The organism is Marmoricola sp. URHB0036 (assembly GCF_000426045.1).
Taxonomy (GTDB): Bacteria; Actinomycetota; Actinomycetes; order Propionibacteriales; family Nocardioidaceae; genus Marmoricola.
Map to the genome: position 1 here is coordinate 556,629 of NZ_KE384490.1, position 26,292 is coordinate 582,920.

The following is a 26,292-nucleotide window of genomic DNA, read 5'->3' on the forward strand; positions in this document are numbered from 1 at the left end:
TCTGGCATGCAGCTCAGCCCGAGGCGCCGCCCGTGAAGTTCCAGGACTTCAGGTGCAGCGCCGGGCAGGTGAACCGCGGGGACGTCGTCGTGTAGGTGTCGCCCGGGACGGCGGTCGTCGTCGCACCGACGCCGAGCACGTGACCGGGGGCGAGTGCGTCGGCGTAGGCCTGGGTGAACCGGAAGTTCTTCACCGGCGTGGTGATCTCGCCGTTCTCGATCAGCCAGACCCCGTTGCGGGTCAGGCCGGTCATCGCGACCGACCGGGGGTCGAGGACGCGGGTGTACCAGAAGTCCGAGACCAGGATCCCGCGCTCCACCCCGGCGACGAGGGCTCCGACCGAGGAGTCGCAGGCCGGTCCCTCGACCTCGGCTGCGACCGCCTCCGGGTCCGACCCGGCCAGCTCGAGGTGGCGGGCGATGGGTCCGTAGTGCACGTCCATGCCCAGGTGGCCGGTGCTCGTCGTGCCGGCCTCCGCCGCCGTACGACGGTCGTGGGTCACCCCGACCGTGCGACCGCCGTCGACCAGGGGCAGCCGCATCCGCGGCGTGCCCTCGGCGTCGTACCCGAGACCGACCACCAGCGGATCGTCGACCAGCGTGATCGACGGGTCGAACTGGTCGGCGCCGAGCTCGAGGAAGGACCGGCGTTCGTTCACCGCACGTCCGCCGAACGAGTTGCCGCCGAGATTGCCGATCAGGTCGAACACCGCGCTCGGCTCCAGCACCACCTCGTAGCGCCCGGGCGGGAGCTCGACGGCGTCCTGCGAGGCCCGGGCCTTGGCGGCCGCCCGTCGACCGAGCGCGAGGCCGTCGAGCTCGGCGATGCTCGACGGCGCGTACCGCGCGAGCCCGTCGGCTCCGTCGAGCCGCGCGATCCCGGACAGCCCGCACTCCACCGCCTCGCCCGACACCGACTGCCCCGCCGAGCTGGCGAAGGCGCCGGTCCAGTGGTTGGTGCGGCAGTACCCGGCCGTCTCGAGTCCCTCGGCTCCGTCGACGAACCCGCGGACCACCTCCGCCCGGTCGGCCGGGGTCGCGCCCGCCGTCGCGAGGTCGACGCCGGCCGCTGAACCGGCCTCGGCCACCGGGGCCAGACCCGGCCAGCTCGGGTCGGAGGGGGCAACCCGGACGGCGTCGGCGACCCGATCGACCAGGGAGCGCACGTCGTCCGACGTGACGACGCTGGTCGAGCCGCTGGCGGTCCGCCCGTCGAGGTGTACGACGAGCCGCATGGTCGTCGCGTCCTCGGCCACGTTCTGGTGGATCACCGAGTTGGCGAACCTGGTCAGCGCGAGCCGGTGCCGGTCGACCTGGACGGAGACCTCCGCACCGGGGAGCACCGCGAGTGCCTGCTCGACCGTCTGGTCAGGGAGTCGACCCTGGTCGCTCATGCGCGGACTCCTACTCGCACGTTCTGGAACCGGGCGGGCGCAGCGGGATGGCCGGTGTGGCCGGTCTGACCCGGCTGGCCCTTGCCGCAGTTCGGCGTACCCCACGCGACGGTCTCGTTCGACAACATGTCCATCGAGGACCAGAACTGCGGACCGATGCCGGTGTACGTCGGGTTGCGGAGCAGTCGGCCGAGCTTGCCGTTCTTCACCTCGTAGCCGACCTCCGTGCCGAACTGGAAGTTGAGCCGGCGGTCGTCGATCGACCAGGAGCGGTTGGTCTCCATGAAGATCCCGTCGTCGGTCTCGGCGATGATCTCGTCGAAGGTGTGCGGCCCGGGTTCCAGCCCGACGTTGGTCATCCGCACCATCGGCAGCCGGGCCCAGCCGTCGGCGCGCACGCTGCCGCCGTAGTCGAGCCCGGCGACCGCCGCGGAGTCGCGACCAGCGAGCACGCCGACCCAGATTCCCTCGCGGACGGCGTCGCGCTTGGTCGCGGGGGTGCCCTCGTCGTCGTACCCGAACGACCCGAGGGCGCCCGGGATCGACGGGTCGATGGTGATGTTCATCAGCGGCGAGCCGTACTTCAGCGAGCCGAGCTGGGCCAGGTCGAGCCACGAGGTCCCGGCGTACGCCGCCTCCCAGCCGAGGATGCGGTCGAGCTCGATCGCGTGCCCGACCGACTCGTGGATCTGCAGCGCGAGCTGCTCGGCACCCAGGATCAGCGTGGTCTCGCCCGAGGGGCACATCGGTGCGGTGAGCAGCTCGCGCGACTCCGAGCCCACCCGGGCGGCGTGCGACTCCAGGTCGATCTCCTCGACGAACTCCCAGCCGCGGGTGCCGTACTGGCCGCGAGCCGCGGGGTAGGAGCGGCGTTGGGTCTCGTCGTCGCCGATCGCGGTGGACATGATCCCGGCGCCGCTCTCGCGGATGTGCTGGTCGATGCGGTGCCCCTCGCTGGAGACGAACCACTTCTCGGTGTCCCAGAGCTGGTACTGGCCCTCGGCGATGTCGGCACCGTTCTCGCGCATCGTCGTGGTGGCCCGCACCAGCAGGTCGCCCTTGTCGGCGAGCGAGACCGTGAAGGGATCCACGGTGCACTCGCTCGCCCACGACCCCTGGACCGGTTCGCTCGGCACCAGCGTCGAGTCGTCACGACCGACCAACGCGCTGGCGGCGGCGATCTCCGCTGCCCGGCGGCCGGCGTCGCGGGAGACACCGAACTCGAGGTTGGGTACGGCGAAGAACCCCCAGCCCGACCCGACCAGCGCGCGTACGCCGAGACCGGAGCTGGCGTCCTGCGACAACGACTCGACCTCGCCGTTCCTGGCGGACATGGACTCGGTACGGCGATGCATCACCCGGGCATCGGCGTACCGCGCACCGGCATCGAGTGCCGCCTGGACTGCCGCCTCCGCGGCGTCGAACTCGCTCATGCCCCCGACCCTAGGACGTCTCGTCCTAAGGTCGGCACATGGGACACATCGACCCCACCGCCTGGGTGGCCCCGAGCGCCGTGGTGACCGGGGACGTCACCATCGGACCGCATGCACGCGTCCTGGCGAACGCCGTCGTCACCGGCGACCTGGGCCCGGTCACCATCGGCGAGGACGTCGTCGTCATGGAGCACGCGCTGCTCCGCGGCCGGGCCAGCCATCCGCTGCGCATCGGCAGCGCCGTGCTGATCGGCCCGCACACCCATCTCAACGGCACCACCGTCGAGGACGAGGTCTTCGTCGCGACCGGCGTCTCGATGTTTCCCGGCTCGCGGGCCGGCGCCGGGTCGGAGCTGCGGATCAACAGCGTGCTGCACGTCAACTCCGAGCTCCCACCTGGGACCGTCGTCCCCATCGGCTGGATCGCCGCCGGACGGCCGGCGGAGCTGTTCGCACCCGATCGTCATGCCGAGCTGTGGGCGGTGCAGGAACCGCTCGACTTCCCCGGGACGGTCTACGGGGTGCCGCGCGGCACCTCGATGCGGGAGGTCATGCGCCGCCAGTGCGAGGCGTTCGGTCCGGACTGAGCCAATCGGACGACGGCTCAGTCCAGCCCGGGGAAGGCACTCGGCGCGACGCCGAACCCCAGCTCCCGCAGGGCGCTCGCGTCCAGGGCGGTGATCGCCCAGCCGCGGTCGGCGCCGGCGGTGTTCTCGACCAGCTCCCCGTAGGTCGCGGTCACCCGGCGCTCGATGGTGCGGGCGACGGCCTCGATCTGATTCGGTGTGGCCGTCGGACCGGGCACCGCGTAGTCGACGAGCGCCGCCACCGGCGCCTTGCCCTTGGCGTTGATCAGCACGGTCAGGCGGTCGCGCGAGGCCCGGTGCTCGTCGTACGCCTCGTCCAGCTGGCGGAACAGGGCCGGGTTCTGGGACTTCGAGGCCTGGCCACCGAGGACGCCGTAGAGGTGGACCGCCGCGTGCTCCGCCGCGAGGGTCTTCTGCAGCGCCTCGACCGGGGTCACGACGGCCACTCCGCGAGCCGTTGGTGCACGGCCGCGCCCATGCTGGCGAGCAGCCGTGCGAACTGGCCGCTCTGCGCGCGCAGGGCCAGCCGGTCGAGGGTGTCGTGCAGCTTCTGCTCGTGGACCGCCAGCGCCTGGACGGCCCGGTCGCGGTTGCGCGGGACGACGTACGGCGCCGGGGCGGCCGACGTCGACGCGCGGGCGGGCACGGCGTCGACCAGCGTCGCCTCGTGCTTCTGGTGCAGCGCCACCAGGGACCCGATCGTCGAGCGGGTGGCCGGGAAGCGTCGCAACGTCCCGGTGACTGCTTCCCGCACGGCGCGAATCTCGGCCAGCGCGGTCGTCGCGACCGCGACATCGGGGGCCAGGCCGGCCGGGGAGTCAGGTGCTCGCGTGCCCGGCTTGTCGTCGGTGCTGCACCCGGCGACCGACAGCAGGGCAGCGCCGCCCACGAGCCCGGCGAGCACGGTGCGGCGGCTCGTCCACGCGTCGGCAGGGCGCGCCGGATGCGGGGGGAAGTCGTCGGCCACTCCGGAATCGTAGGGGGTCGGACCGCGCGTTCCCGGGTGCCCGGCGCGAGTTGCTCGTCGCGCTAGGGTGAGGGCACCACAACAGCACACAGCAAGCAGGAGGTCTCAGCCATGAACGCGGCGGACACCAGGGATCGCCTCGCTGAGGAGCTGTCCGGCCCGATCGACGCGCTGGGACTCGACCTGGAAGCGGTCGACCTGACCAGCGCCGGCAAGCGCCGGGTGCTGCGCGTGGCCATCGACAAGGACGGTGGCGTCACGATGGACGACATCGCCGACGCGACCCGAGAGGTCTCGCGAGTCCTGGACGACACCAGCGTGATGGGCGAGCAGGCCTACACCCTCGAGGTGTCCTCCCCAGGCGTCGACCGTCCGCTCACCTTGCCGCGCCACTGGCGCCGCAACGCCGGACGCCTGGTCAAGGTGAACCCGGTGGAGGGTGAGCCGGTGACCGGGCGCATCACGGCCACTGACGAGCAGGGCGCCGTCCTCGACGTCGAGGGAACCGAGCAGCGCATCGCCTACGCCGACGTGAAGAAGGCCAAGGTCCAGATCGAGTTCAAGAGAGAGACAACCTGATGGACATCGACATGAGCCTCCTGCGGATGCTCGAGCGGGAGAAGGAGATTCCCTTCGACGTGCTCGTCGAGGCCATCGAGCAGGCCCTGCTGACGGCGTACCACAAGTCCAGCGGCGCGCAGGAGCACGCTCGCGTCGCCCTCGACAAGAAGAGCGGTCACGTCACCGTGATGGCCGAGGAGCACGACGACGAGGGCAACAAGGTCGGGGAGTACGACGACACCCCCGAGGGCTTCGGCCGGATCGCCGCCACCACGGCCAAGCAGATCATGCTGCAGCGGCTGCGGGACGCCGAGGACGAGCGGAAGTTCGGTGAGTTCTCCGGCAAGGAGGGCGACATCGTCTCCGGGCTCATCCAGCAGGGTCGCAACCCCGACGACGTGATGGTCGACCTCGGCAAGCTCGAGGCGCTGCTGCCGGCGGGGGAGCGGGTGCCCGGCGAGGACTACTCCCACGGCACCCGGATCAAGTGCCTCGTGGTCAGTGTCCGCAAGGGGATGCGTGGCCCGCAGGTGATGCTCTCGCGCACCCACCCCAACCTGGTCAAGAAGCTGTTCGCCCTCGAGGTCCCCGAGATCGCCGACGGCACCGTCGAGATCGCCGGCATCGCGCGCGAGGCCGGCCACCGCACCAAGATCGCGGTGATGTCCAACGTGCCGGGCGTCAACGCCAAGGGTTCGTGCATCGGTCCGATGGGCCAGCGGGTGCGCAACGTGATGAACGAGCTGCACGGCGAGAAGATCGACATCGTCGACTGGTCCGACGAGCCCGCCACCCTGGTCGGCAACGCCCTCAGTCCGGCCCGCGTCTCCGAGGTGATCGTGGTCGACGAGGCCGCCCGCTCGGCCCGCGTCATCGTCCCCGACTTCCAGCTCTCCCTCGCGATCGGCAAGGAGGGCCAGAACGCCCGTCTGGCCGCCCGGCTCACCGGCTGGCGCATCGACATCCGCCCCGACACCGAGCCGGAGGTGCCGGTCGCGCCTCCCATGGAGCCTCCGGTCGAGTGACGGTTGTGAGCTGCGGTTTGGCCGGGCGCCCGGCCAAACCGTCACTGGTCGGCTGAGACTTCACCCCTCCACTGACAGGTTGGACCGCCCGGTCCGAGGGGCCCGCCCGCTGATCCGGTCCACCCAGAGCTCTGGCACCAGCTGGTCGTCGTCGCCCGTGCTCCACTCCGGGAAGTCGAAGACGGCGACCATCAGCTGGAGCGGGTACGTCGGGGGTGCGGCGCAGCGGCGTACCTCCTCGCCATCGACGGTGAAGACCGCCTCGTCGGCGTCCCAGTCGACGGCGTAGGTGTGGAAGTCCGCGACGTCGATCGGCAGCCGAGGCGCGGCGAAGTCCTGGGCCAGGTGGGGGTCGCGGATCTGCTTGAGGCCCACGCCGACCTCGGCCGACCGGCCCGGCACGACGTCCTTGCCGAAGACCTCGGTCACGCAGATCTCGCCGCAGTGCTCGGGCTCGTCCTCGAAGCCGCACAGCCAGAAGGCGGCCATCGAGCGGGCCGAGATCGTCATCCGACACCGGATCTCGAGGTGGCCACCGTCCTGGAGGTGGCCGACGAGCTCGGGTTGCTCCTCGCGGACCTGCTGCCCGTCGTACACCGCCTGCTGCCCGGAAGCGCTGCCCACCGGCCCGGACCGGTTGCCGCTCTGCACGCCGGAGAGTCGCAGGGGAGACGGATGTTCTTCGGGGAGCCACAGGCCGTGGTCGCGCGGGATGTCGAGCACGAGGCACGACTGCTCGAGGCGGTACGACGCCCGCGTCGCCTCCCGCGAGCTCCACATCGGCAGGTAGTGCGGCAGCCAGACGTCGGGGTCGAGGCCGGGACCGTCGAAGTCGTCCGCGAACGTCGCGTCAGCCGACACGACGGGCCCAACCCGTGACGAGCGGACGGTAGCCGGCGCGGGCCCAGAACGGTGTGGACAGCGGGTTGGCGGCCGCGTGGTGCAGCAGCACGACCTGGGCACCGGCCGCGGTGGCTCGCAGGTGCGCGGCGGCGACGAGCCGCGAGCCCACCTGCCGACCCCGGGCAGCGGGGTCGACGTGCAGGTCAGCGAGGTACGCCGTCGAGGGGCTGGCGACCTCGCCGGCGACCCACTGCGCGTCCTCGGGCGGTTCCATCTGGCAGACGCCGACGACCGCACCGTCCAGCTCGGCGACCCAGGTCCAGCCGGGACGCTCACGCAGTGCCTTCTCGACCCCGGGCCTGATCACCCGCTCGGCGTCCGGGCGTTCCGGGAGTCCGCCGAGGCGGGCGTCGTAGGCCTGGACCGCGACGTCGGCCGCGACGACCGCGTCGAGATCGTCGGGACGGGCCTCGCGGACCGCGACCTCGTGCTGCTCGCCGGGTGAGAGCGGCTGGACGTCGGATCGGGTCAGCCGGTGGACGGCGAGGACCGCGTTGGGGGCGAACCCTGCCCGCAGGAGCGGTCGGACCATGGCGGTGTCCCGGGAGGCCACGCTCACGTGCGTGGTGCACGCGTCGCCGGCGATCCGGTGCGCACGCTCGAGGAGGTCGTGGGTGGCCGCTGCCGCCTGGTCGGTCGCGGCTCGCACCTGCAGGCGGACCACCCGGTCCTCCACCCACAGTCCGGCCTCCGACTCCGGGTCGGTCTCCCGGACGTCGACCAGCGCCACGGCCTGGCGGTCGGCCGACCACTCGACGCAGGCCTCGCTGGTGACGTCGAGGCTGCCCACCCGGACGAGGGGATCGATGCCGGCCAGTCGACGTACGTGCGCGTCGTGGACCTGGGCGACGGGGTCGGACATGCGAAAACGCTACTCGTCACGCCCACTGCGGGCTTTCCCGTTTCGGATTCGCCACGCCGCCCCGGTATGGTGGTCTGCGGTGGTTTCACAACTCGACAGCCCGACCCGCGGCGACGGACCAGTCCGGACCTGCATCGGATGCCGGGTACGAGCCGCCAAGCGTGAGTTGTTGCGGGTGGTCGCAGGGACGGACGCGAAGACCCAGGATCGAGCACATGGTTCCTGGTTCGTCGTACCCGACCCACGCGGCACAGCACCGGGTCGCGGGGCGCATCTGCACCCCACGCTCGACTGTCTCGCACTCGCCGAGCGCAAACGTGCCTTCGTCCGGGCACTCAGACACGAGACCGGAGAGCGGGGGCCACTGAGCCTGGAGCGGTTGCGGGAGCACCTCACGCGGCACGATGCAGCACCGAGATGAGACAGATCCCAACCAGAAGCGGGAGCACCAGCTCATGAGCCTGCGATGAGAACTTCGCGATGAGCCTGCACATCAACTAGCGGTCCACTGCCCTCCGGGTCAGTTCGGACCAGGAGGAATTCGTGGCAAACACCAGAGTCAGTGATCTGGCCAAGCAGTACGGCGTGCCCAGCAAGGAGGTGATCGGCCTCCTCAGCGATCTCGGCGAGTTCGTCAAGGCTCCTTCGTCGGGCATCAACCCGCTGGTCGAGAAGCGCTTCAACGACACCTACGGTGCCGACCTCGCCGCCAAGGCAGAGGCGAAGGCGGCCAAGAAGGCTGCCAAGAAGGCCCCGGCCAAGAAGGCGGCTTCGGCCCCCGAGTCCGGCGAGGACGCAGCTCCCGCCGAGGTCCCGGCCCAGGAGACCGTCGAGGTCCCCGCGGCCAAGACCGCCGCACCCCGGCCCGGTCCGCGCACGAAGGCGGCCGAGCCCGAGATCGAGGCCCCGGCCGAGTCCGAGCCCGTGGTCGAGCCCGAGGTTCCCGCCGCGAGTGCGGAGACGGCGACCGAGGACACCGCGGCCCAGGGGGGCGACGGCGACGCGCCCAGCGACGGCGCGCGCTTCAAGCCCGGCCCGCGTCCGGCCCGTCCTGGCGCTCCGCGTCCCGGCAACAACCCGTTCTCGTCGACCCAGGGCATGGGCAGTCGGACTGCCCCCGCACCTGGTGCCGGCACCGGCGACCAGCGCCCGCCCCGCCCGCCGGCAGGTCGTGGCGACGGCATGCCGCGCCCCAACCCGGCGATGATGCCCAAGTCCCCGGCCGCCTTCGGTGGCGGTCCCGGCGGCGGTAGTCGCGGAGGCCCCGGTGGGCCCGGCGGCGCCCGTGGTGGTCCTGGTGGTCCCGGCGGCGCTCGCGGTGGCCCCGGCGGCGCCCCCGCCCGTGGCGGGGCTCCCCGCGGTGGCGGCTACGGCGGTCCTCCCGGCGGCGGCCTCGGTGGCCCGCCGGCCGGCGGCGGTCGTCCCGGTGGTCCGGGTCGTGGTCGTCCGGGCGGTCGCGGCAGCACCCAGGGTGCGTTCGGTCGTCCCGGTGGTCCGTCGCGTCGCGGACGCAAGTCCAAGCGGGCGCGCCGTCAAGAGTTCGAGCAGATGGAGGCCCCGACGATCGGCGGCGTCCGCGTCCGCAAGGGCAACGGCGAGACCGTTCGTCTGGCCCGTGGCGCCTCGCTGACCGACTTCGCCGAGAAGATCGGCGTCGACCCGGCCTCACTGGTGCAGATGCTGTTCCACCTCGGTGAGATGGTCACCGCGACCGAGTCGGTCAACGACGCAACGCTGCAGCTGCTCGGTGAGGAGCTCAACTACGTCGTCGAGGTCGTCTCGCCCGAGGACGAGGACCGCGAGCTGCTCGACTCCTTCGACCTGCAGTTCGGGTCCGACGAGGGTGTCGAGGCAGACCTCGAGGCCCGTCCGCCGGTCGTGACCGTGATGGGTCACGTCGACCACGGAAAGACCAAGCTGCTGGATGCGCTCCGCAGCGCCAACGTGGTCGACAAGGAGGCCGGTGGGATCACCCAGCACATCGGCGCCTACCAGGTCCACACCGAGGTCGACGGCACCGACCGTCGCATCACCTTCATCGACACCCCGGGTCACGAGGCGTTCACCGCCATGCGTGCCCGTGGTTCGCAGTCCTCGGACATCGCGGTCCTCGTGGTCGCTGCCGACGACGGCGTGATGCCGCAGACGGTCGAGGCGCTCAACCACGCCAAGGCCGCCGGGGTGCCGATCGTGGTCGCGGTCAACAAGATCGACAAGCCCGAGGCCGACCCGACCAAGGTGCGCGGTCAGCTGACCGAGTACGGCCTGGTCCCCGAGGAGTACGGCGGCGACACCATGTTCGTCGACGTCTCCGCGAAGTCCGAGCTCAACCTCGACAAGCTGCTCGAGGCGATCGTGCTGACTGCCGACGCGTCGCTCGACCTGCGGGCCAACCCCGACCAGGACGCCCAGGGCCTCGTGGTCGAGGCACACCTCGACCGTGGTCGTGGTCCGGTCGCGACGATCCTCGTCCAGCGCGGAACCCTCCGTGTGGGCGACTCGATCGTCGCTGGCCCGGCGTACGGCCGGGTGCGGGCGATGCTCGACGAGCACGGCGAGAACATCGAGTACGCCGACCCGTCGCGTCCCGCGATGGTGCTCGGCCTGTCCGGTGTCCCCGGTGCGGGCCAGAACTTCATCGTGGTCGAGGACGACCGCGTGGCCCGGCAGATCGCCGAGAAGCGCGAGTCGCGTGAGCGTGCGGCCATGCAGGCCAAGCGTCGCGTGCGTCGCAGCCTGGAAGACTTCATGGCCTCCATGGAGAAGGGCGAGAGCCAGGAGCTCAACCTGATCCTGAAGGGCGATGTCTCCGGTTCGGTCGAGGCCCTCGAGGACTCGCTGGCCAAGATCGACGTCGGCGACGAAGTGTCGCTGCGCGTCATCGACCGCGGTGTCGGTGCGATCACCGAGACCAACGTCGACCTGGCCGCGGCCTCGGATGCGATCATCATCGGCTTCAACGTCCGTCCGCAGGGCAAGGCGACCGAGCTGGCCGAGCGCGAGGGTGTGGAGATCCGCTACTACACGGTGATCTACAACGCCATCGAGGAGATCGAGGCAGCGCTCAAGGGCATGCTCAAGCCGGAGTTCGAGGAGCAGACCCTGGGCCAGGCGGAGATCCGTGCGATCTTCCGCAGCTCCAAGATCGGCAACATCGCGGGCTGCATGGTCACCAGTGGGGTCATCCGACGCAACGCCAAGGTGCGCCTGATCCGCGACGGCAACGTCATCGCGGACAGCCTGGACCTGGCGTCGCTGAAGCGTGAGAAGGACGACGCCGCCGAGGTCCGCGAGGGCTTCGAGTGCGGTCTCGTCCTGAAGGGGTTCAACGACATCAAGGAGGGCGACGTCGTCGAGGCCTTCGAGATGAAGGAGATCCCGCGGGCCTGAGCGCCTCGGGCCGTGCCGGTTTCACTACTGCGGTAGTGAAACCGGCACACCCTTCCGAAAACTTTCGTACGTCAGTGCCAGTTTCACTACTCCGGTGGTGAAACCTGGGAACAGAGGGACACATGAGCAACCCACGCGTCCGCAAGATCGCCGACCGGATCCAGGTGATCGTGGCGGAGATGCTGGAGCGCAGGATCAAGGACCCGCGGCTGGGGTTCGTGACCGTGACCGACGTCCGCGTCTCCGGTGACACCCAGCAGGCGACGGTCTTCTACACCGTCCTCGGCGAGGACAAGGACCTCGAGGGGTCGGCCGTCGCGCTGGAGTCGGCCAAGGGGCTGATCCGCTCCGAGGTCGGCAAGCAGCTCGGCATGCGGCACGTGCCGACGCTCGACTTCATCCACGACGCCCTGCCCGAGACGGCGCGCCACATCGACGACCTCCTCGAGAAGGTTCGCGAGGCAGACGCAGCCGCTGCCCAGTCGGCCAGCGGTTCGACGTACGCCGGGGAACCGGACCCGTACAAGAAGCCTCGCGCCGACGACGCCGTCGAGGACGAGTGACGGTCGTTCCTGGTCTGGTCATCGTCGACAAGGCCGGCGGCATGACCTCGCACGACGTCGTGGCCCGCGTACGACGACTGGCCGGCACCCGCAAGGTCGGCCACGCCGGCACTCTCGACCCGATGGCGACCGGCGTGCTCGTGCTCGGCCTCGACCGGGCCACCCGGCTGCTCGGTCACCTGATGCTCACCGACAAGGCGTACGACGCCACGGTGCGCCTCGGCGTCGCCACCTCCACCGACGACGCCGAGGGGGAGGTGATCGCCACCGCCTCGACCGCCGGCATCACCGAGCAGCGGGTCCGCGAGGCCCTCGAGCTGTTCGTCGGCGACATCGAGCAGGTGCCCTCGGCCGTCTCCGCGATCAAGGTCGACGGCAAGCGGGCCTACGACCGGGTCCGCGCCGGGGAGCAGGTCGAGCTGAAGCCGCGCACGGTGCGGGTCGACTCGATCGAGGTCCACGAGGTCGAGGGCGACGACGTGCGCATCTCGGTGCGGTGCTCGAGCGGCACCTACATCCGGGCCATCGCCCGCGACCTGGGGGAGCACCTCGGGGTGGGCGGCCACCTGGTCGCGCTGCGACGTACCGCCGTCGGTCCCTACACCCTCGATGTGGCGCACACCCTCGAGCAGCTCGAGGACGAGCTCGCCGTCCTGCCCATCGCGGAGGCTGCTCGCAGCGCGTTCCCGAGCGTCGACCTCGACGCCGAGCAGGCGACCGACGTCGGCTTCGGCCGCAAGCTGGCCCTCGACCTCGGCCACGCCGGTCCGGTCGCGCTGTTCGGTCCGGACGGCGACTTCCTCGCGCTCTACGAGCAGGACGACGAGCTCGCGAGGGCAGTCGCGGTCTTCGTCTGAAGTCCCGCCGCTAGTGTTCTCGACGTGCTCCTCGCTGCGCTCGTCGACGAGTCCTCGCCCACTCGGCCATGAGCAGTCAGCGGACGCCGAGCGGCCTCCGGCGAGGGGCGGCGATCGCCGTCTGCTCTGGCGCTCGCTAACCTCGGCTCGTGCGGATCTGGCGTTCCCTGGACGACGTGCCCGGCGACCTCGGTCGCACGGTCGTGGTCATCGGCAACTTCGACGGCGTGCACCTCGGCCACCGTCACGTCGTACGACGGGCCAGGGAACTGGCCGACCGCGACGGACTGAGCGTCGTCGCCGTCACCTTCGACCCGCACCCGATGGCGGTGCTGCGGCCTGAGCACGCTCCGCTCACGCTCACCGACGTCGACCGGCGCTGCCTGCTGCTGGCGCAGGCCGGGGTCGACGACGTGTTCGTGATCCCGTTCTCCCGCGAGATCGCCGCCTGGACACCCCTCGAGTTCATCGACCGGGTGCTCGTCGACGGCCTGCACGCCGCCCACGTCGTGGTGGGGGCGAACTTCCGCTTCGGTGCCCGAGCCGCCGGTGACGTGGCGGCGCTCGTGGAGGCCGGCCGCGAGCGGGACTTCGACGCCGAGGGGATCGCCCTCGACGGTGGCCCGCAAGTGTGGTCCTCCACCTACGTGCGCACCTGCCTGGCCGCCGGAGACGTCGAGGGTGCCGCCGAGGCGCTCGGCCGCCCGTACTCCGTCGTCGGGCACGTCATCGAGGGCGACCACCGCGGTCGCGAGCTCGGCTACCCGACGGCCAACGTGCCACCGCAGGGGCGGGCGGTCCCCGCCGACGGGGTGTACGCCGGCTGGCTGGTCCGGCTCGACGAGCCCGGCAGCACGCCGCTGCCCGCCGCGATCAGCGTCGGCACCAACCCGACCTTCGACGGCGAGCGCGAGCGCCGGGTGGAGGCCTACGTGCTCGACCGCACCGATCTCGAGCTCTACGGAGAGTCGGTGGAGATCTCGTTCGTCTCCCGCATCCGCGGCATGGTCAAGTTCGAGGGCGTGGACGCGCTGATCGAGACGATGGCGGACGACGTCGTCCGCACCCGCGAGCTGCTGGGCCTGGTCGACTAGGTGCCCAGCTCCCGCTTCATCACCTTGCCGCTGTCGTTGCGGGGCAGGTCGTCGAGGACGACCACACGACGCGGCACCTTGTAGCCGGCGAGGTGCGTCTTGACGTGCTTCTTCAGCTCGTCGGTGGTCACCGACGCGTCGTCGCGCAGCACGACGTATGCCTCGAGCCGCTGTCCGAAGTCCTGGTCGTCGACGCCGATCACCGCGGCCTCGACGACATCGCTGTGCTCGTTGAGGGTCTGCTCGACCTCGAGCGGGTAGACGTTCTCGCCGCCGGACACGATCATCTCGTCGTCGCGCCCGACCACGTAGAGCCGCCCGGCCTCGTCCAGCCTTCCCAGGTCGCCGGAGACCATGAAGTCGTCCTCGAAGGCCTTGGTCTCGCCCGAGGTGTAGCCCTCGAACGCCGAATCGCTGCGCACCGTGATCCGGCCGACCTCGCCCTGCGGGACCTCCCGACCGTGGTCGTCGAGGATCCGCAGGTCGGTGCCGAGGACCGGTCGTCCGGCCGTGTCGGGGGCGACCCGGAGGTCGGCCGGGGTGGCGGTGCTGATCAGCCCGGCCTCGGTGGCGTTGTAGGAGTTGTGCACGATGTCGCCGTACCTGTCCATGAACGCGGTCACGGCGTCGGGACGCATCCGGGAACCGCTGGCGGTGACGAAGCGCAGCGAGGCCAGGCTGTACTGCTCGAGGGTGGCGGCGGGAAGGCCGATGATCCGCTCCAGCATCACGGGTACGACGGCCAGGCCCGTGGCCTGGCTGCGGTCGACCAGCGCGAGCGTCGCCTCCGGGTCGAACCGGCGACGCATCACGACCGTGCAGCACATCGTCGCGGAGATCGCGAGCTGCCCGAAGCCCCAGGCGTGGAACATCGGCGCCACCACGACGGTCGTCTCGCCGGCCCGCCACGGGATCCGGTCGAGCATGGCCGCCAGCGACCCGGCTGCCCCTCCCGAGCGGCGAGCGCCCTTGGGAGTGCCGGTGGTGCCGGAGGTCAGCAGCACGGTGCGGCCGGGACGCGCGGGCTTCGCGGGTCGGCGGCCGCGGTGCGCGTCGACCAGCTCGTCGAGGACGTGTACGCCGGGATGGGAGTGCTCGGGGTCCTCGACCCAGGCCAGCACCTCGGTCAGGTGGGGCAGTCGTTCCCTGGCCTGGGCGAGCAGGGGAGCGAACTCCTCGTCGTACACCACCACCGTGGCGTGCTCGCGCTCCAGCACGTCGCGCAGCTGGGGTCCGGAGAAGCCGGTGTTCAGGAGCAGCGCATCCGCGCCGATGCGCGTCGCGGCGGCCAGCGACTCGACGAGCCCGCGGTGGTTGCGGCACAGGATCCCCAAGGTCGGGTGCTGGGTGCCTTCGCCGTCTGCCAGCAGCTCGCGCAGCCCGACCCCGGCCGCGTCCACGCGCTGGTCGAGCTCGGTCCAGGTCAGGAACCCGCGCTCGTCGACCAGCGCGGTGGCCTTCGGAGCACGTGCAGCGGAGAGTCCGATGCCGCTCATCGCGTTGGCCCCGTGCCGTCGTACGACCAGGGCCTGGCGCAGGTACTTGTCCGGCCGCATCGGCGCGATCATGCCGCTGCCGACGAGCACCCTGAGGGTGACCAGCAGGCGCCGCAACGACCGCAGGAACGAGACGACGCGGCTCATCCCAGCACCGGGAACCGCCGGCGGCGCTTGAGCTCGTTGAGCGCCGTCTGCATCCGCTCGCGGACCGCCGCATCGACCTCGTCGATGTCGGGGTCCTCGCCGAACTCCGCCACGATGTCGATCGGGTCGAGCACCTCGGTGCGGATCTTGGTCGGCAGCGGCAGGTTGGGCGGGAACGCCAGGGTGAGGCCGAACGGGAAACCGAAGGTGATCGGGACGTACTTGGTGCGCAGCCGCTCCTCGAGCTTGAACAGCTTGGCGATCAGCTCCCCGCGCGAGAGGTGGATCTGGTCCTCCTGGCCACCGATGCTGACCACCGGCACGATCGGTACGCCGGCCCGCAGCGCCGTACGCACGTAGCCCGTGCGGCCGTCGAAGTCGATGGTGGTCGACCGCGACGAGGGCCGGAACACGTCGTAGTCGCCGCCGGGGAAGACGATCGTCACGCCGCCCGACGCCAGCACGGCGTGGGCGTTCTCCCGGGTGGCGGGCAGGAAGCCGGCGCGGCGCATGATCGGGCCGCTCTGGCCCAGGAACAGCAGGTCGTGGGCCAGCACGTAGAGCGGCCGGTCGGCGCCGTACATGTCGTGGAAGGCCACCGCGATCACGGGCACGTCCATGGCGATCAGCCCACCGGAGTGGTTCGAGACCATCAGGGCGCCGCCCTCGGGCATCTTCTCCATGCCGGTGACCTCGGAGCGGTACCAGGTCTTGACCACGAGCCGCAGCAGCGGGATCAGCCCGGCGACCCACTTGCCGTCGCGGTAGGCAAGACGGTCCCGCACGTCGTCCTCGGGGAGATCGATGTCGGCCACCGACCAATACTAGAACGTGTTCTCGTTTCGGGAAACGAGAACTAGAACACATTCCAGTTTGTCCTTGCCGTCGCGCTCCCGGTCGCCCAGACTTCGCCGCGTGGACCGCATGGAGGGCGTTGACGCCGGGTATCTCTACATGGAGACACCCACCATGCACATGCACACACTGAAGATCGCGGTGCTGGAGCCGGCGGAGGCCTTCGACCTCACCAGGCTCCAGGCCGAGATGGTCGCCCGGCTGGCCGAGCTGCCGCCGCTGCAGCGGCGTGCGCTGCCGGCGCCGTTCCACCTCAACCACCCGCTCTGGGTCACCGACCGCGCGGTCGACCCGCAGCACCACGTCTTCGCCCACGACGTGCCGGCCCCCGGCGGCATGGCCGGCCTGGAGGTGCTGATCGGCCGCGTCGCCGGTACGCCGCTCGACCGGACCCGTCCGCTGTGGGAGATGCACGTCTGCCAGCCGTACGGCGACAACCGGATCGCCGTGATCACCAAGATGCACCACGCGCTCGCCGACGGGGTGGCCGCCAACGCGCTGCTCGGCAACATCGTCGACGGGCTCGGGGGCGACCCGAGGCCGGCCCGCGACCGCCCGCACCGCGACCTGCAGCTGGAGCCGACCCCGACGTGGTCGGCCCAGCTCCGGATGGCCCTGGTCGACGCGATCCGCCAGATCGGCGACCTGCCCAGCCTGGTGTCGCTCACGGTGCGGGCGGTGACCGCCGTCGTGCGGCACCGGCGGGCCTCGACCGTGACGGTGCCGCGACCTCTCCTCGACGTACCCCGCACGCCGTTCAACGGCGCCCTCACCGCGCGCCGCAACTTCGCGACCGCCACCTTGCCGATCGGGCTGATCAAGGAGGTGCAGCGCGCCCACGGCGTCACCATGAACGACGTGGTGCTCGCCGTCGTGGGCGGTGCCCTGCGTCGCTACCTCGCCTCCCGGGGCGAGCTGCCGGCCCGATCCCTCGTGGCGGGCGTGCCGGTGGCGACCGACGTCGCCGGTGCCGGCCCGCGTCTCGGCGGCAACCGGGTCTCCAACATCTTCACCACCCTGGCCACCGACCTCGACGACCCGGAGGAGCGGCTGCGCGCGATCTCGCGGACGACGGGGGAGTCGAAGCTGATCCACCAGACGCTCGGGGCCAGCATGCTCGTCGACTGGGTGCAGTTCGCGCCGCCGGCGCCGCTGACCGGGGTGATGCGGCTCTACTCCCGCTCGCGCGCTGCCTCCCACCACCCGGCGCCGTTCAACGTGGTGGTCTCCAACGTCCGGGGTCCCGGCGAGCCGGTGTCGATCTCGGGCGCGCAGCTGCGCGACCTGTTCAGCGTCGGTCCGATCCTCGAGGGCATCGGGCTCAACGTGACGGCGTGGTCCTACGTGGACCGGATGAACTTCTCCTTCCTCGGCTGCCCCGACCTGGTCCAGGACCTGGCGCCCCTGGTGGCCGAGCTTCCCCGCGCGCTCGAGGAGCTGCGCACGACGAAGGGTGCTGCATGAGGAAGCCGGACGCACGATCGACCGTCCGTACCGTCCTGGCCCCGGCCGGATGGGCCGTCCGTACGGCGGTCGGTGCGGGCACACGTCAGGTGCTGCCACCGCCGGTCGTGGACCAGCTGCTCGAGGGCCGGATGGTCGAGCTGCCCGGACGCGGCAGCACGTTCGTCATCGACGTGCCCGGCACGCGGCCCGACTCCCCGGTCGTCGTACTCCTGCACGCCCTGGCGACCACCGGCCACCTCAGCTGGGCGCTCGCGATCGACGAGCTGTCCAGGACCCACCGGGTGGTCACCCTCGACCTGCGCTGGCACGGTCGTGGCATCCGCTCGCCACGGTTCACCTTCGCCGACTGCGCCGACGACGTCATCGCGCTGCTCGACGTGTTGGGAGTCGAGCGGGCCATCGTCGCCGGCTACTCGATGGGTGGGGCGATCGCGCAGCTGGTCTGGCACCAGCACCCCGACCGGGTGGCCGGCCTCGTGCTCTGCTCGACGGCACGCAACTTCCGCGGTCTCACCCGCGAGAAGCTGTTCTTCCCGGTGCTCACCGTGGTCACGCAGACGCTGGCCGGGCACGCCCTCTCCCGCGTCGAGCAGCTGGCCTCGACCCTGCCCGAGGTCCCGTCCCTGGACCGGTCCGACCCGACCGTGTGGGGGAGGGCCGAGTTCCGCAGCACCAGCGCGTGGAGCATCCCCGAGGTGCTGGCCGAGCTCGGCCGGTTCAACTCGGCCGGCTGGATCGCGGGGGTCGACGTACCCACCGCCGTCGTCGTGACGGAGAAGGACCACACCATCCCGCAGCGTCGCCAGCGCAAGCTGGCCGCCTCGATCGAGGGTGCCAGCCTCTACACCGCTCCCGGCGGCCATGCCTCCATCGTGCTCCGGTCCGGCACCTGGGTGCCGGTGTTCCGGCAGGCGCTCGCCGAGGTGACCCGGCGGGCCGACTTCGACGTGGACGAGGGCGGCGACCAGGCATCGGTCTGCTAGACGGGAACGACCGTCACCGGCACCCCGTTGAGCGCCGCGTTGCCGGAGACGTCGAGTCGCTCGGGGTCGGTGAGGTCGTTGATGGACACTCCGGCGACCTTGCTCGCGTTGGCCATCCGGACACCGTCCTGCTGGTGGCCGTAGCCGTGGGGGAGTGAGACCACACCCGGCATCATGTCGTCGGTCGCCCGGACCTCGGTGGTCACGGTCCCCACCCGAGAGGCGACCCGCACCGAGGTGCCGTCGATCAGTCCTCGTGCCTCGAGGTCGTCGGGGTGCATCAGCAGCTGGTGGCGCGGCTTGCCTCGCGTCAGCCGGACGCTGTTGTGCATCCAGGAGTTGTTGTCGGACTGGTGGCGACGTCCGATCAGCAACAGCTCGTCGCCAGCGGGAGTGGCGATGCTCTCGCGCAACCGGGGCAGGTCGGCGATCACCTGATCGGGGGCGAGGTGGATCAGCTTGTCGCGGGTCTGCAGACGGCCCGGCATGGTGGGTCGCAGTGGCCCGAGGTCGACACCGGCCGGGGTGGCACGCAGCGCCCTCATCGTCGTACGCCGCCCGGCCAGCAGGAGGCCGGTGACGAGGGTCCGCGGGCTGACGCTCAACCGGGCCCGTTCCGTCACTGCCTTCCGCAACGGCTTCTTCCGGTCCAGGCGCGCGGCGGTGCGCAGCGCGATCTCGCGGAAGATCTCCCAGTCGTCCAGCGCACCCTCGGGCTTCTCGAACACCGCCGGGGTGAAGCGCGCGGTGTTGCGGACCGCGAAGGTGTGGAAGACCAGGTCGTACTGGTCGCGCTCGAGCGCGGTCGTCGGCGGCAGCACGACGTCGGCGTGCCGGGTGGTCTCGTTGAGGTAGATGTCGACCGCCGCCATGAAGTCCAGGCCGTCGAACGCGTCACCGAGCCGCTTGCCGTCGGGCGTCGACAGCACCGGGTTGCCGGCCACCGTGAGCATGGCCCGGATCTGACCGTCGCCGGGCGTCTCGATCTCCTCGCGCAACGTGCTCACCGGGAGCTCGCCGCCGAACTCCGGCGCCTGGCGCACCCGGCTGCGCCAGATGTCGAAGTGACCGCGCCCGATGATCCCCTTGCCGACGATGTCGATCGCGGGCTCGGTGAACAGCACCCCGCCCTCCTTGTCGAAGTTGCCGGTCAGGATGTTCAGGCACTGGATCGCCCACTGGCAGATCGAGCCGAAGCCCTGCGTCGAGAGCCCCATGCGGCCGTAGACCGCCGCGCCGTCGGCGGCAGCGAGCTCGCGCGCGATCCGACGGATCACGTCGGCCGGGACGCCCGAGGCCTCCGCGGCGTACTCCGGGGTGAAGTCGGCGACGGCGAGCCGCACCGACTCGATCTCGCGGACGTACGACGGGGGCGTGGTCAGCCCTTCCTCGAACAGCACGTGCACCATCGCCAGCAGGACCACGGCGTCGGTGCCGGGATGCACGAAGTGGTGCTCGTCGGCGACCTTGGCCGTCTCCGTGCGACGCGGGTCGAAGACCACCATCCGCCCGCCGCGCTTCTTCAGCTCACGCAGCCGGTTGGGGAAGTCGGGCGTGGTCATCAGCGAGCCGTTGGAGGCCATCGGGTTGGCACCGAAGACCAGGAAGTAGGAGGTCCGGTCGATGTCCGCGATCGGGATCATCAGCTGGTGGCCGAACAGCTGCCAGGCCACGAACTGGTGCGGGATCTGGTCGACCGAGCTGGCGCTGAACTTGTTGCGCGTCCGCAGGCTCCTGATCATCCCGCTGCCGTGCGTCTGGGCGCCCAGCGAGTGGGCGTTGGGATTCCCGAAGTAGATGCCGATGGCGTCGCGTCCGTGCTCGTTGAGCGCCCGGGACAGGCCGTCGGCGGTCAGGTCGAGGGCCTCGTCCCAGCCGATCTCCACCCAGTCGTCGCCGACGCGCTTCACCGGCCGCCGCAACCGGTCGGGGTCGTCGTAGACGTCGGCGAGCGCGACACCCTTGGGGCAGATGTGCCCGCGGGACAGCGGGTCCTCGGCGTTGCCCCGGATCGAGACGACCTTCGGCCCCTCGGGCCGGTCCTCGATGGTGAGCTCGAGCCCGCAGATGGCCTCACACAGGTTGCATGCGGCGAGAGCAGTGCGCTGGGGAGTCGTCATCCGGGAATCCTGCCACGACACGCCGCTGTGTCTTGCGCGCTAGTACGCATCGCACAGTAGTGTGCCGTGCATGGACACGACCCAGCTCCTCAAGGGAGTGCTCGACCTGACGGTGCTCGCCGTCGTCGACGACGAGGACGGCTACGGCTACGACATCGTCCGCCGCCTGCGCGACCGCGGGCTCGGCGACGTCGGCGACGCGTCGGTGTACGGCACCCTTCGCCGGTTGTACGCCGCGGGTGCGCTCACGTCGTACGTCGTGGCCAGTGAGACCGGCCCCCATCGCAAGTACTACGGGATCACGCCCACCGGACGCTCCCAGCTCAAGCAGCAGAAGGACGACTGGTCGTCGTTCTCCACCACCGTCACCGGAATCCTCGAGGGAGCAACCGCATGAACACGATCATCACGACTCCCGACGTCAAGCTCTTCGTCGCGGCCGTGCGAGACCACCTCACGGACCTCTCCGAGGAGGAGCGCGAGGAGCTCGTCGGCGGCCTCGAGGGAGACATGAGCGACCTGGTCGAGGAGCGCGGCGTCGAGGCGTTGCCCGAGCCGGCGGAGTACGCCGCCGAGCTGCGCTCGGCGGCCGGTTTCTCCCCGGTAGCGGTCACCCGTTCCCGTGGCGCCAGCGCTCTCCGCGGGCGCACGATGGCCTGGCTCGACCGGGGTGCGGCCACCTGGAACCGCTGGGGGGACACAGGTGACCACCTCGGCATACCCGAGTTCGCCCAGTCCCTGCGCCCGGTCTGGTGGGTGGCCGGGCGCTGTGCGTCACGGCACTGCTCGTCGAGATGTTCTCCGACCACGGTTACATCTACGGCTTCACCTTCAACCGAGCCGTGCTCGCCGTTGTCGCGGTGGTGCTGAGCGTCCAGCTGGGGCGCGGTGTCTGGCGCACCGGTGCATTGATCAGGCGGTCGCTGGTCCTGCGGCTTGCGCTGGTCGCTCTGAACCTCTTCGCAATCGCGCTGATCCCCGTCATGGTCCAGCGGTTCCTGGTCGTGCCGGGCTGGCTCTCGGCCGGGGGGTCGTCGGACTACGTCCCCCCGGCGGACGGGCTGGCCTTCAACGGTGAGCCGGTCGCCAACGTCTACCCCTACGACGCGCAGGGGCATCTGCTGACCGGCGTGCAGCTCATCGACCGACAGGGGCGCCGGCTCTCGGTCACCCGGGACCCTTACGGTGAGGGAACCGGCTGGGGAGAGTTCCGCCAGAGTCCGTGGTTGAACGGGCGCATCGAGCTCTACAGCGTCTTCCCGCTCCCCGAGCAGAAGCTCGATCCGTCCACCGGGGAGCCGACCGGGGAGGCCCGGATCCAGGTGCCGCCCTTCGCGGCTCTGTCTCCCGTCACGCTGGCGGACGCGCACCCCAGCGTGCTGATGAGTCCGGGGCAGCTGGAGGCGCGCCTGAAGGCGGCCGCCGCGCAAGCGACCAAGCGGGCCAAGCACCGATTCGTCTCTCCGGGCCAGCGCTGATAATCTTGTGCAGTTGCCCGATCGGGTGACATCCGCCGTGCATCGGCCGCGGATCCAGAGTGCCCGGGTGAACAGGCCCCGGCGCGCCGCGCAACGAGTGAAAGATGGGTAGTTCGACGTGTCGATCGGTACTGACGCAGAGACCAAGAAGAAGATCATCGCCGAGTACGCCACCGTCGAGGGCGACACCGGTTCCCCCGAGGTGCAGATCGCGCTGCTGAGCCACCGCATCTCCCACCTCACCGAGCACCTCAAGCAGCACAAGCACGACCACCACAGCCGTCGGGGACTGCTGCTCCTCGTGGGCCAGCGCCGTCGTCTCCTCAACTACCTCGAGAAGACCGAGATCGAGCGCTACCGCTCGATCGTCTCCCGCCTCGGCCTGCGACGCTGACACACGAAGCGCACTCACCCTCAGGGTGGGTGCGTTTCTGCTAGAAACGACAACAGAACAATCCACCAGGAGCGATCCGCGAGCCCATCGGCTCGGTCTCCGGTAGTGGTCTTCGGGGTTTCCATCCCGCGGACCTCGATCGAAGACCGGCCTCTCGCAGCGGATCGCGGATCGCTTCCGCGAACCAGAGAGAAAACACTCTTGTCTGACAACGACATCACCGCCGTCGAGACCGTTCTCGACAACGGCAAGTTCGGCACCCGCACCGTCAAGTTCGAGACCGGGCTCCTCGCCCGCCAGGCCGCTGGCTCCGTCACGGCCTACCTCGACGACGAGACGATGCTGCTCTCGGCAACCACCGCCGGCAAGCAGCCCAAGGACCAGTTCGACTTCTTCCCCCTGACGATCGACGTCGAGGAGCGGATGTACGCCGTGGGCCAGATCCCCGGCTCGTTCTTCCGCAGCGAGGGTCGTCCCGGCGAGGACGCCATCCTGACCTGCCGCCTGATCGACCGCCCGCTGCGCCCGACCTTCAAGAAGGGCCTGCGCAACGAGGTCCAGGTCGTCATCACCGTGCTGGCGCTCGACCCCGACCAGCCCTACGACGTGCTCGCGATCAACGCGGCGTCGGCCTCCACCCAGCTCTCCGGCCTGCCGTTCTCCGGCCCGGTCGGCGGCACCCGCGTCGCCCTCATCGAGGGCCAGTGGGTGGCGTTCCCGAGCCACAGCCAGCTCGAGCAGGCGACCTTCGACATGGTCGTCGCCGGTCGGGTCACCGACACCGGTGACGTCGCCATCATGATGGTCGAGGCCGAGGCCACCGAGGAGACCTTCGACCTCGTCCAGGGCGGCGCCCAGGCGCCGACCGAGGAGATCGTCGCGACCGGCCTCGACGCGGCCAAGCCGTTCATCAAGCAGCTGTGCGAGGCCCAGGCCGAGCTGGCCAAGCAGGCCGCCAAGCCGGTCCAGGAGTTCCCGATCTTCCTCGACTACGAGGACGACGTGTACGCCGCCGTCGAGGCCGCCGCCAAGGCCGACCTCGCCCCCGCGCTGACCATCGCCGGCAAGCAGGAGCGCGAGGAGCGTCTCGACCAGATCAAGGCGTCGGTGCTCGACAAGCTCGGCGAGCAGTTCGAGGGTCGCGAGAAGGAGCTCGGCGCTGCGTTCCGCGGCCTGAACAAGTCTCTGGTCCGCGAGCGCGTGCTGCGCGACAAGGTCCGCATCGACGGCCGTGGCCTCTCCGACATCCGGACGCTGTCCGCCGAGGTCGCGGTCATCCCGCGGGTGCACGGCTCGGCGCTGTTCGAGCGCGGCGAGACCCAGATCCTGGGCGTCACCACGCTGAACATGCTCACCATGGAGCAGCAGCTCGACACGTTGTCGCCGGAGAAGAAGCGTCGCTACATGCACAAGTACGTCTTCCCGCCCTTCTCCACCGGCGAGACCGGCCGCGTGGGCTCGCCCAAGCGCCGCGAGGTCGGCCACGGTGCGCTCGCGCGCCGCGCGCTGCTCCCGGTGCTGCCGTCGCGTGAGGAGTTCCCCTACGCGATCCGCCAGCTCTCCGAGGCCATGGGCTCCAACGGCTCCACCTCGATGGGCTCGGTCTGCGCCTCGACGCTGTCGCTGCTCCAGGCCGGCGTACCCCTCAAGGCACCCGTCGCGGGTATCGCGATGGGCCTCATCTCCGGCGAGGTCGACGGTGAGACGCAGTACGTCGCGCTGACCGACATCCTCGGTGCCGAGGACGCCTTCGGCGACATGGACTTCAAGGTCGCCGGCACCAAGGAGTTCGTCACCGCCCTCCAGCTCGACACCAAGCTCGACGGCATCCCCGCCGAGGTCCTCGGTGCCGCACTGAAGCAGGCCCGCGACGCGCGTCTCGCGATCCTCGAGGTGATGGCCGAGGCCATCGACGCCCCCGAGGAGATGTCGGTGCACGCCCCGCGGATCATCAGCGTGCGGGTCCCCGTCGACAAGATCGGTGAGGTCATCGGGCCCAAGGGCAAGGTCATCAACCAGATCCAGGACGACACGGGTGCGACCCTGTCGATCGAGGACGACGGCACCGTCTACATCGGGGCGACCAACGGCGAGGCGGCCGAGGCTGCCCGCGCCGCGGTCAACGCGATCGCCAACCCGACGATGCCCGAGATCGGCGAGCGCTACCTCGGCACCGTCGTGAAGACGACGAACTTCGGCGCCTTCGTCTCGCTGCTGCCCGGCAAGGACGGCCTGCTGCACATCAGCAAGCTGCGTGCCCTCGCCGGTGGCAAGCGTGTCGACAACGTCGAGGACGTCGTCTCGGTCGGTCAGAAGCTCCAGGTCCAGATCGCCGAGATCGACGACCGCGGCAAGCTGTCGCTGGTGCCGGTGGTCGAGGACAGCGAGTCCGCCGAGGCCGACGAGGCTGACGGGGCCGACGACTCCGAGTGACCCGGTCACTACCGGGCGGCGTACGCCGGACCGTCCTCAAGGGCGGTCTGCGCGTCGTCACCGAACACATGCCCGGAGTCCGGTCGGCAGCGGTCGGGGTGTACGTGCAGGTGGGTTCCAGGGACGAGGCGGCGCAGCTCAACGGCGCGTCGCACTTCCTGGAGCACCTCTTGTTCAAGGGCACCCCGACCCGCTCGGCCATGGACATCTCCGCCGCCCTCGACGAGGTCGGCGGGGAGTTCAACGCCTACACGGCGCGGGAGTACACCTGCTACCACGCGCGGGTGCTCGACGAGGACCTGCCGATGGCGCTCGACGTGCTCGGCGACATGATCACCTCCTCGACGATCACCTCCGAGGACCTCGAGGCCGAGCGTGAGGTGATCCTCGACGAGATCGCCATGCACGACGACGATCCCGACGACGTCGTACACAACCTGTTCGCCGCGACGGCCTGGGCGGGCACTCCGCTGGCCCGGCCGATCGCCGGCACGACCGAGTCGATCAAGGCGCTCACCCGCGCACAGGTCAACGGCTACTACAAGCGCCGCTACCGCCCCGAGGCGATGACCATCGCGGCGGCCGGCAACGTCGACCACGCGGACGTCGTACGCCGCGTGCGGAAGTCGTTCTCCCGCAACGGCTTCCTCGACGGCGACGCCAAGCCATCCGGCCCCCGCGTCGCCGCACGCCCTCGACCGCTGCACGCCGGCGAGGTCTCGACCTCGCGTCCCTTCGAGCAGGTCAACGTGGTGCTCGGGATGCAGGGGCTGACCCGCTCCGACCCGCGCCGCTACGTGCTCAGCGTGCTCAACGCCGCTCTCGGCGGCGGCTCCAGCTCACGGTTGTTCCAGGAGGTGCGCGAACGACGGGGGCTGGCGTACTCGGTCTACTCCTTCGGCCTCGGCTACTCCGACGCCGGCATGGTCGGGGTCGCGGCCGGCTCCCTGCCGAGCAAGGCCGACGACCTGCTCCGCGTCGTACGCGCCGAGCTCGCCCGGGTCGCACAGTCCGGGCTCTCCGAGGAGGAGGTCGAGCGCGGCAAGGGCCAGGCCCGCGGCGGCATGGTGCTCAGCCTCGAGGACAGCGCTTCCCGGATGAGCCGCCTCGGCGAGGCCGAGCTGTTCCAGCGCCGCCTCCGCTCGATGGACGAGGTCCTCGAGCACCTCGACGCGGTGACCCCGAAGAACGTCCACGACCTCGCAGCCGAGCTCTACACGCGCCCCCAGACCCTCGCCACGGTGGGCCCCGCCTGACGCGTCGCACGCGGATCCGCCAGCCCTC

25 protein-coding genes are annotated in these 26,292 nt (G+C 70.7%); 16 read left to right on the forward strand and 9 right to left on the reverse strand.

Translation table 11 applies throughout. The features are described 5' to 3' along the window. Positions 1-13 precede the first annotated feature (13 nt). Together H976_RS0122880 and H976_RS0122885 are read right to left on the reverse strand one after the other, a co-directional pair. Positions 14-1,393 carry a TldD/PmbA family protein gene (locus tag H976_RS0122880; RefSeq protein ID WP_027863411.1) on the reverse strand — a complete coding sequence of 460 codons (1,380 nt, stop codon included), beginning with the start codon at positions 1,391-1,393 and terminating at the stop codon, positions 14-16. Beyond that, on the reverse strand, positions 1,390-2,826 hold the full coding sequence (locus tag H976_RS0122885; protein ID WP_027863412.1) for a TldD/PmbA family protein: 1,437 nt from the start codon (positions 2,824-2,826) through the stop codon (positions 1,390-1,392). Before H976_RS0122885 ends, H976_RS0122880 begins: the two co-directional genes overlap by 4 nt. Positions 2,827-2,864: 38 nt before the next feature. Here H976_RS0122885 and H976_RS0122890 point away from each other — a divergent pair, with 38 nt between their 5' ends. Beyond that, on the forward strand, positions 2,865-3,413 hold the full coding sequence (locus H976_RS0122890) for a gamma carbonic anhydrase family protein (protein ID WP_027863413.1): 549 nt from the start codon (positions 2,865-2,867) through the stop codon (positions 3,411-3,413). A gap of 17 nt (positions 3,414-3,430) precedes the next feature. Here the strand turns inward: H976_RS0122890 and H976_RS28205 are convergent, their stop codons facing one another. Further along, positions 3,431-3,859, reverse strand: coding sequence for a ferritin-like domain-containing protein (locus H976_RS28205; protein WP_051277380.1), 429 nt, complete (start codon positions 3,857-3,859; stop codon positions 3,431-3,433). Next, positions 3,847-4,380: a hypothetical protein gene (locus tag H976_RS0122900; RefSeq protein WP_027863414.1), complete on the reverse strand. Its 534-nt coding sequence runs from the start codon at positions 4,378-4,380 to the stop codon at positions 3,847-3,849. The genes H976_RS28205 and H976_RS0122900 overlap by 13 nt, the downstream gene beginning before the upstream one ends. Positions 4,381-4,491: 111 nt before the next feature. On the opposite strand from H976_RS0122900, the gene rimP reads away from it, so the two are divergent. Continuing rightward, positions 4,492-4,959: a ribosome maturation factor RimP gene (gene rimP / locus H976_RS0122905; RefSeq protein WP_027863415.1), complete on the forward strand. Its 468-nt coding sequence runs from the start codon at positions 4,492-4,494 to the stop codon at positions 4,957-4,959. Then, positions 4,959-5,966, forward strand: a complete 1,008-nt coding sequence (gene nusA, locus H976_RS0122910) for a transcription termination factor NusA (protein ID WP_027863416.1) — start codon at positions 4,959-4,961, stop codon at positions 5,964-5,966. Before rimP ends, nusA begins: the two co-directional genes overlap by 1 nt. A gap of 60 nt (positions 5,967-6,026) precedes the next feature. On the opposite strand, the gene H976_RS0122915 is transcribed toward nusA, so the two are convergent. Together H976_RS0122915 and H976_RS28210 are read right to left on the reverse strand one after the other, a co-directional pair. Beyond that, positions 6,027-6,827, reverse strand: a complete 801-nt coding sequence (locus H976_RS0122915) for a glycoside hydrolase family 16 protein (RefSeq protein ID WP_027863417.1) — start codon at positions 6,825-6,827, stop codon at positions 6,027-6,029. Continuing rightward, the gene (locus H976_RS28210) at positions 6,817-7,731 is read right to left on the reverse strand and encodes a GNAT family N-acetyltransferase (RefSeq protein WP_051277382.1); all 915 of its coding nucleotides are present in this window, start codon (positions 7,729-7,731) and stop codon (positions 6,817-6,819) included. Before H976_RS28210 ends, H976_RS0122915 begins: the two co-directional genes overlap by 11 nt. On the opposite strand from H976_RS28210, the gene H976_RS29780 reads away from it, so the two are divergent. The 5 genes from H976_RS29780 (at position 7,730) to H976_RS0122940 (ending at position 13,635) form a co-directional block, all read left to right on the forward strand. Further along, on the forward strand, positions 7,730-8,152 hold the full coding sequence (locus H976_RS29780; RefSeq protein ID WP_081683133.1) for a YlxR family protein: 423 nt from the start codon (positions 7,730-7,732) through the stop codon (positions 8,150-8,152). The two genes, H976_RS28210 and H976_RS29780, sit on opposite strands and share 2 nt — an antisense overlap. A gap of 122 nt (positions 8,153-8,274) precedes the next feature. Further along, positions 8,275-11,121: a translation initiation factor IF-2 gene (gene infB, locus H976_RS0122925; RefSeq protein WP_027863418.1), complete on the forward strand. Its 2,847-nt coding sequence runs from the start codon at positions 8,275-8,277 to the stop codon at positions 11,119-11,121. 122 nt (positions 11,122-11,243) lie between these two features. Continuing rightward, positions 11,244-11,684 (forward strand): 30S ribosome-binding factor RbfA, encoded by a 441-nt coding sequence (rbfA, locus tag H976_RS0122930; protein ID WP_027863419.1) that lies wholly within the window; start codon positions 11,244-11,246, stop codon positions 11,682-11,684. Continuing rightward, complete coding sequence (gene truB, locus H976_RS0122935; protein ID WP_027863420.1) at positions 11,681-12,541, forward strand: tRNA pseudouridine(55) synthase TruB; 861 nt, start codon at positions 11,681-11,683, stop codon at positions 12,539-12,541. The genes rbfA and truB overlap by 4 nt, the downstream gene beginning before the upstream one ends. Positions 12,542-12,690: 149 nt before the next feature. Then, positions 12,691-13,635, forward strand: a complete 945-nt coding sequence (locus tag H976_RS0122940; protein ID WP_027863421.1) for a bifunctional riboflavin kinase/FAD synthetase — start codon at positions 12,691-12,693, stop codon at positions 13,633-13,635. On the opposite strand, the gene H976_RS0122945 is transcribed toward H976_RS0122940, so the two are convergent. After that, positions 13,632-15,278, reverse strand: coding sequence for an AMP-binding protein (locus H976_RS0122945; RefSeq protein WP_051277384.1), 1,647 nt, complete (start codon positions 15,276-15,278; stop codon positions 13,632-13,634). The two genes, H976_RS0122940 and H976_RS0122945, sit on opposite strands and share 4 nt — an antisense overlap. After that, a complete protein-coding gene (locus tag H976_RS0122950; RefSeq protein WP_081683134.1) occupies positions 15,275-16,093 on the reverse strand; it encodes a lysophospholipid acyltransferase family protein in 819 nt (272 codons plus the stop codon). Before H976_RS0122950 ends, H976_RS0122945 begins: the two co-directional genes overlap by 4 nt. A 109-nt stretch (positions 16,094-16,202) precedes the next feature. On the opposite strand from H976_RS0122950, the gene H976_RS0122955 reads away from it, so the two are divergent. Next, positions 16,203-17,597: a wax ester/triacylglycerol synthase family O-acyltransferase gene (locus H976_RS0122955; protein ID WP_081683135.1), complete on the forward strand. Its 1,395-nt coding sequence runs from the start codon at positions 16,203-16,205 to the stop codon at positions 17,595-17,597. Beyond that, the gene (locus H976_RS28215) at positions 17,594-18,583 is read left to right on the forward strand and encodes an alpha/beta fold hydrolase (RefSeq protein WP_051277388.1); all 990 of its coding nucleotides are present in this window, start codon (positions 17,594-17,596) and stop codon (positions 18,581-18,583) included. Before H976_RS0122955 ends, H976_RS28215 begins: the two co-directional genes overlap by 4 nt. Here the strand turns inward: H976_RS28215 and H976_RS0122965 are convergent. Next, positions 18,580-20,703 carry a molybdopterin-dependent oxidoreductase gene (locus tag H976_RS0122965; RefSeq protein ID WP_027863425.1) on the reverse strand — a complete coding sequence of 708 codons (2,124 nt, stop codon included), beginning with the start codon at positions 20,701-20,703 and terminating at the stop codon, positions 18,580-18,582. The genes H976_RS28215 and H976_RS0122965 overlap by 4 nt on opposite strands. Positions 20,704-20,773: 70 nt before the next feature. Here H976_RS0122965 and H976_RS0122970 point away from each other — a divergent pair, with 70 nt between their 5' ends. The 6 genes from H976_RS0122970 (at position 20,774) to H976_RS0122990 (ending at position 26,264) form a co-directional block, all read left to right on the forward strand. Next, positions 20,774-21,100 carry a PadR family transcriptional regulator gene (locus tag H976_RS0122970; protein ID WP_027863426.1) on the forward strand — a complete coding sequence of 109 codons (327 nt, stop codon included), beginning with the start codon at positions 20,774-20,776 and terminating at the stop codon, positions 21,098-21,100. After that, positions 21,097-21,573, forward strand: coding sequence for a hypothetical protein (locus H976_RS30240; RefSeq protein WP_155918657.1), 477 nt, complete (start codon positions 21,097-21,099; stop codon positions 21,571-21,573). The genes H976_RS0122970 and H976_RS30240 overlap by 4 nt, the downstream gene beginning before the upstream one ends. Then, on the forward strand, positions 21,498-22,181 hold the full coding sequence (locus H976_RS0122975; protein ID WP_155918659.1) for a hypothetical protein: 684 nt from the start codon (positions 21,498-21,500) through the stop codon (positions 22,179-22,181). The genes H976_RS30240 and H976_RS0122975 overlap by 76 nt, the downstream gene beginning before the upstream one ends. 118 nt (positions 22,182-22,299) lie before the next feature. Further along, complete coding sequence (gene rpsO, locus H976_RS0122980; RefSeq protein WP_027863428.1) at positions 22,300-22,575, forward strand: 30S ribosomal protein S15; 276 nt, start codon at positions 22,300-22,302, stop codon at positions 22,573-22,575. A 201-nt stretch (positions 22,576-22,776) separates the two neighbouring features. After that, positions 22,777-25,008, forward strand: coding sequence for a polyribonucleotide nucleotidyltransferase (locus tag H976_RS0122985; protein ID WP_027863429.1), 2,232 nt, complete (start codon positions 22,777-22,779; stop codon positions 25,006-25,008). After that, on the forward strand, positions 25,005-26,264 hold the full coding sequence (locus H976_RS0122990) for a pitrilysin family protein (protein WP_027863430.1): 1,260 nt from the start codon (positions 25,005-25,007) through the stop codon (positions 26,262-26,264). Before H976_RS0122985 ends, H976_RS0122990 begins: the two co-directional genes overlap by 4 nt. The last annotated feature ends 28 nt before the right edge of the window (positions 26,265-26,292 follow it).